This is a genomic window from Protofrankia sp. Cj3 (assembly GCF_917627355.1).
GTDB lineage: Bacteria > Actinomycetota > Actinomycetes > Frankiales > Frankiaceae > Protofrankia.
Window position 1 is genome coordinate 6,780 of sequence record NZ_CAKJTR010000006.1, and the last position, 5,084, is coordinate 11,863.

The following is a 5,084-nucleotide window of genomic DNA, read 5'->3' on the forward strand; positions in this document are numbered from 1 at the left end:
TCGTCGTCCTCGTCGTCCTCGCTGCCGCGGTCGTCGACGCCGTGCTGGGCAACGCCGTCGCGGTCCGCCGCGTCCGGGAGGTAGTCCGCCTCCGGCGGGCCGTGATCGAGCATCCTGTCGAGGGCGTCATCGAGCCGGGCTCTGGCCTGCGCGGCAGTCAGTGAGATCGGATCGCTGAGCGATCCCGCCGGACCGAAGGTCGTGACCAGCGTTGTGAGGTTGCTGGCCGCCATTTCGCCAACCATGATCTTAAAGATGCCCGCGAGGGAGGCATGGTCGACGAAGACGACGACAACGTGGTCGATCGCGGCCCGCCGGAAGACAAGCGTGATCACCTCAACGTCGCCGAACATGTCGGTCGTCGACAGCGCGTCGATCAGTTCGGTGGTACCGCTATGGGCGGCCCAGGCCGGTTCCGGGACACCGCGTCCGGCCAGGCCGCGCGCGGCCACCGTGGCCAGGTCGCGCATCCAGTCCTCACCCACCAGCGCCAGCGCGCGCAAGATCGTCAGGGCAACGGCGCTGGACTGGCCCGCCAGATAGTGGATAAACGTCTCGACCTGGTTTTCCATGACGTCATTCGGGTCATGGGTGTCGCCGGCCGCGTCATCGGCCCAACCGGTGACCCAGATCTGCCCCAGTAACCGTGACGCCCACATTTCAGCGACGAGCACCGACTGCTCATCATGGAGGGGCGCGGCGGCTTCGAGGACTGGCCCGTACGGCCACGGCGTGTTCCGGCTGTGGTCCCTTATCAGGGCCTGACCGGGGCTCTTCCGAGTGACAGGGCTCACACCTCCTATCGTAACAGGACGCTACCAGACAAGCGCGCGCGGATTCTCCACCGCGGAGCGCGCTGGAAGGTCACTGGCTGATCATCCTCGCCCGATGCGCAGACTGGGACGATGCCGTACACACTTGTCTCCTTCCACGCCCATCCTGATGATGAGGCGCTGCTCACCGGCGGCACCCTGGCGAGGGCGGCGGCCGAGGGGCACCGGGTGGTCCTTGTGGTCGCCACCACCGGCGCTGCTGGCTCAGCGTCGCGTGAGGTGCTCGCCCGCGGCCCGTTGGCCCACCAGCGTCAGGCCGAGCTGGAGCGCTCCGCCCGGCTGCTCGGATGCGCGCGGGTCGTGTGGCTGGGCTATCAGGATTCCGGGATGCCAGCCGCGCCGTCCGCCGCCGCGCCGGCGACATTCGCCGCGGCGGACGTCGGTGAAGCGGCCCTGCGGCTGGCTGAGATCCTGCGGGTGGAGCGGGCGGACGCGCTCACCATCTACGACCCGGTCGGTGGCTACGGCCACCCGGACCATGTGCAGGTGCACCAGGTCGGGGTTCGTGCCGCCCGGCTCGCCGGTACCGCGGTCGTCCTGGAGGCGACGCTGGATCGCGGGGTGCTGCGGCGGGCGCTGCGGATCGTCAGCCGGTTGCCCGGCGTCCCGGCGGGCTTCGGCCCCGCGCGCGCCGCGGGCATGTACACCCCACGTGAGGCGCTGACCCACCGGGTCGACGTGCGTCGCCACGCGCGTACGAAGAGGGCGGCCCTGGCCGCTCACGCCAGCCAGGCCAGCGTCGACGCGGGGTCGGGGCTCCGCCTGCTGACAGTGCTGCTGCGCCTTCCCTACCCGGTGTTCAGATGGGCACTGGGCACCGAGTGGTACGTCGAACATGGCCGGGCACCCGGCCAGCCGCTCCTCGACGACATCTTCGCGAGCCTCGCCCGGTGACCGGGGGAGAGCGCACCGCCTGCCGCCTGCCGCCTGCCGCCGCTGGCCGTTAACCGATGACCGATGACTGGGTCCGGATGAGCTGGATACTTTTCGTATCCGCCGGGCAGGTGGTGCCAGCCACACCCTGGCGGGCCGGTTACCGGCAGACGCCCGACCTTCGCCGCCGCGAGAGCGGGGGCGGTGGTCCCCCGCGGCGGGAAACGTCTTTCCGCTATTGGCTCCCGAAGGTCCCGCGGAAGGTGTTGTCCGCACAATGAGCGAGGCTTTTTCCGCACGTCCGGAGATATATGTGACGTTGCTGTTGTCGAATTTGACGTGAGCTGGAACGCCCGCTTCGCGAGATGGCGATTTGACAGTGCGAAACACCGCTGAAGCAATGTCTCCGTATAAGAAGGACGGGCGATCCGCATGGTTCGCTCTACTCGCTGTAGAACAGTGGGTATGCACCCTCGCCGACCGTCGGTCATTGAGGAGGTCCACGTACGTGGCCAAGCAGATCCAGCATCTGGACCGGGTGGCAATCCGGTTCGCCGGTGACTCCGGCGACGGCATGCAGCTCACCGGCGACCGTTTCGCCTCCGAGACCGCCATCCTGGGAAACGACCTGTCCACCCTGCCCAACTACCCCGCCGAGATCCGCGCCCCATCAGGATCGCTGCACGGCGTGTCCAGCTTCCAGGTGCATTTCGCCGCCCATGACGTCCTCACCCCCGGTGACTCGCCGGATGTACTGGTGGCGATGAACCCGGCGGCGTTGCGGGCCAATCTTGCCGATCTGCCGCCGAATGCGGAGATCATTGTCAACACAGATGAGTTCACCCCGCGTAATCTTGAGAAGGTCGGTTACACGAGTAATCCACTGGAGAACGACTCGCTCGACGGGTACACGGTGCACCGGGTGCCGCTGACGACCGCGACGGTCGCCGCGCTCGCCGATCTCGACGTCGCCAAGAAGGACGCCGAGCGGGCGAAGAACATGTTCGCCCTCGGTCTGCTGTCGTGGATGTACAGCCGGCCCACCGAGGGCACGGTCGAGTTTCTCAAGCAGAAGTTCGCCAAGAAGCCGGTGCTGGCCGCCGCGAACGTGGCCGCGTTCCAGGCCGGCTGGAACTATGGTGAGACCACCGAGGACTTCGCCGTCCGCTACGAGGTCAAGCCCGCGAAGCTGGAGCCCGGCACCTACCGCAGCGTCAACGGCAACTCGGCGCTCGCCTACGGCCTGGCCGCCGCGGCCCTGCGGGCTCGCCTGCCGCTCTTCCTGGGTGCCTATCCGATCACCCCGGCTTCGGAGATCCTGCACGAGCTGTCCGGGTACAAGCGCTACGGCGTGACCACCTTCCAGGCCGAGGACGAGATCGCGGCGGTCGGCTCGGCGCTGGGTGCCTCCTACGGCGGTGCGCTCGGTGTCACCTCGACCTCCGGCCCGGGGCTGGCGCTCAAGACCGAGACCCTCGGCCTCGCGGTGATGCTGGAGCTTCCGCTGGTCATCGTCGACGTGCAGCGGGCCGGCCCGTCGACCGGCCTGCCGACCAAGACCGAGCAGTCCGACCTGAACATCGCCCTGTTCGGCCGGCACGGTGAGGCGCCGCTCGCGGTGATCGCGGCCCGCTCACCGGCGGACTGTTTCGACGCGGCGCTGGAGGCGGCGCGCATCGCGCTGACCTACCGGATGCCGGTCATCCTGCTCTCCGACGGCTACCTGGCCAATGGCTCCGAGCCGTGGCTGTTGCCGGATCCGGCGGACCTGCCCGACCTGCGGGTGGAGTTCGCGACCGAGCCCAACGGCCCCGACGGCACGTTCCTGCCCTACCTGCACGATCCGCACACGCTGGCCCGCCCCTGGGCGGTGCCGGGCACACCCGGCCTGGAACACCGCATCGGTGGGCTGGAGAAGGCGGACCGTACCGGCGCGGTGTCCTATGTGCCGGCCGACCACGACCTGATGATGCGGCTGCGCGCGGCCCGGGTCGAGGCGATCGACGTGCCTGACCTTGAGGTTGAGGATCCTTCGGGTACTGCCCGGGTGCTGGTGCTCGGCTGGGGCTCCACCTACGGGCCGATCGGTGCCGCCTGCCGCAAGCTGCGGGAACGCGGGGTCTCCATCGCCCAGGCGCATCTGCGTCACATCGCGCCGATGCCGAAGAACGTCGGTGCGGTGCTCGCCAGCTACGACCGCGTCGTGATCCCGGAGATGAACCTCGGCCAGCTCGCCCATGTGGTCCGGGAGCGCTACCTGATCGACAGCGTGTCCTACAACAAGGTCAACGGCCAGCCGTTCACCTCGGCCGAGCTGGAGACAGTTCTCGAGGAGGTCGTGCGTAATGACTGAAGTGCCCGTCAAACTCACCGCCAAGGACTTCAGGTCGAATCAGGAGGTCCGCTGGTGCCCGGGATGCGGTGACTTCGCGATCCTGTCGGCCATCCAGTCGTTCATGCCGGAGCTGGGCATCCCGCGTGAGCGGATCACGTTCGTCTCCGGGATCGGCTGTTCGTCCCGGTTCCCGTACTACCTCAACACCTACGGCATGCACTCGATCCACGGCCGGGCACCGGCGATCGCGACGGGTCTCGCGGTCAGCCGTCCAGACCTGTCGGTATGGGTCGTCAGCGGTGACGGTGACGCGCTGTCGATCGGCGGCAACCACCTCATCCACGCACTCCGCCGTAACGTCAACCTCAAGATCCTGATGTTCAACAACCGGATCTACGGGTTGACCAAGGGGCAGTGCTCGCCCACGTCGGAGTTCGGCAAGGTCACCAAGTCGACGCCGGTCGGCTCCCGCGACACCCCGTTCAACCCGATCGCGCTCGCGCTCGGCGCGGAGGCGTCGTTCGTGGCCCGTACCATCGACTCCGACCGCAAGCACCTGCACTCGGTGCTGCGTGCCGCCGCCGCGCACGAGGGCAGCGCCTTCATCGAGATCTACCAGAACTGTGCCATCTTCAACGACGGTGCGTTCGACGTGCTGAAGGACCCGGCCAGCCGCGACTCGGTGCTGGTCCGTCTGGAGCACGGTAAGCCGATCACGTTCGGCGGGTCGGGGGAGAAGTGCGTCGTGCGCGAGCCGCGTGGTTTCGGGCTCGAGGTCGCGGACACCGCCAACGTCCCCCGCAGCGAGATCATCGTTCACGACGAGACGGTCGCGGGCCCGGCCTACGCCTTCACCCTGTCTCGGCTGTCCGACTCCGATCTGAGCAACACCCCGATCGGGGTGTTCCGCCGGGTGCACCGGCCCTCGTACGAGGCCATGGTGGCGGAGCAGAACACCTCCGCGCGGGCGGGCAGCGCGGCATCGACGCCCGATGAGCTGCTTTCCGAGCTGCTGCACGCGGGCAACACCTGGACGCTCGCCT

The 5,084-nt window shown here is 68.3% G+C and carries 4 protein-coding genes; 3 read left to right on the top strand and 1 reads right to left on the bottom strand.

Features of this window, described 5'->3' with window-relative positions:
• Positions 1–674, bottom strand: a 674-nt coding sequence (locus MJ783_RS01530) for a hypothetical protein (RefSeq protein ID WP_239308089.1), incomplete at its 3' end; no start/stop codon positions are given.
• A 231-nt stretch (positions 675–905) separates the two neighbouring features.
• Between MJ783_RS01530 and MJ783_RS01535 the strand changes: the two genes are divergently transcribed.
• The 3 genes from MJ783_RS01535 to MJ783_RS01545 all read left to right on the top strand — a co-directional run.
• Complete coding sequence (locus MJ783_RS01535) at positions 906–1,727, top strand: PIG-L deacetylase family protein (protein WP_239308090.1); 822 nt, start codon at positions 906–908, stop codon at positions 1,725–1,727.
• Between the two features lie 553 nt (positions 1,728–2,280).
• A complete protein-coding gene (locus MJ783_RS01540) occupies positions 2,281–4,059 on the top strand; it encodes a 2-oxoacid:acceptor oxidoreductase subunit alpha (RefSeq protein WP_370651405.1) in 1,779 nt (592 codons plus the stop codon).
• Positions 4,052–5,084 (top strand): 2-oxoacid:ferredoxin oxidoreductase subunit beta (locus tag MJ783_RS01545; RefSeq protein WP_239308092.1); only part of this gene is annotated, 1,033 nt, incomplete at its 3' end. The genes MJ783_RS01540 and MJ783_RS01545, both read left to right, overlap by 8 nt.

Bases quoted from the DNA above. Each gene is read 5' to 3' on its own strand.
- MJ783_RS01535 (WP_239308090.1), top strand. From the start codon at position 906: ATGCCGTACACACTTGTCTCCTTCCACGCCCATCCTGATGATGAGGCG.
- MJ783_RS01540 (WP_370651405.1), top strand. From the start codon at position 2,281: ATGCAGCTCACCGGCGACCGTTTCGCCTCCGAGACCGCCATCCTGGGA.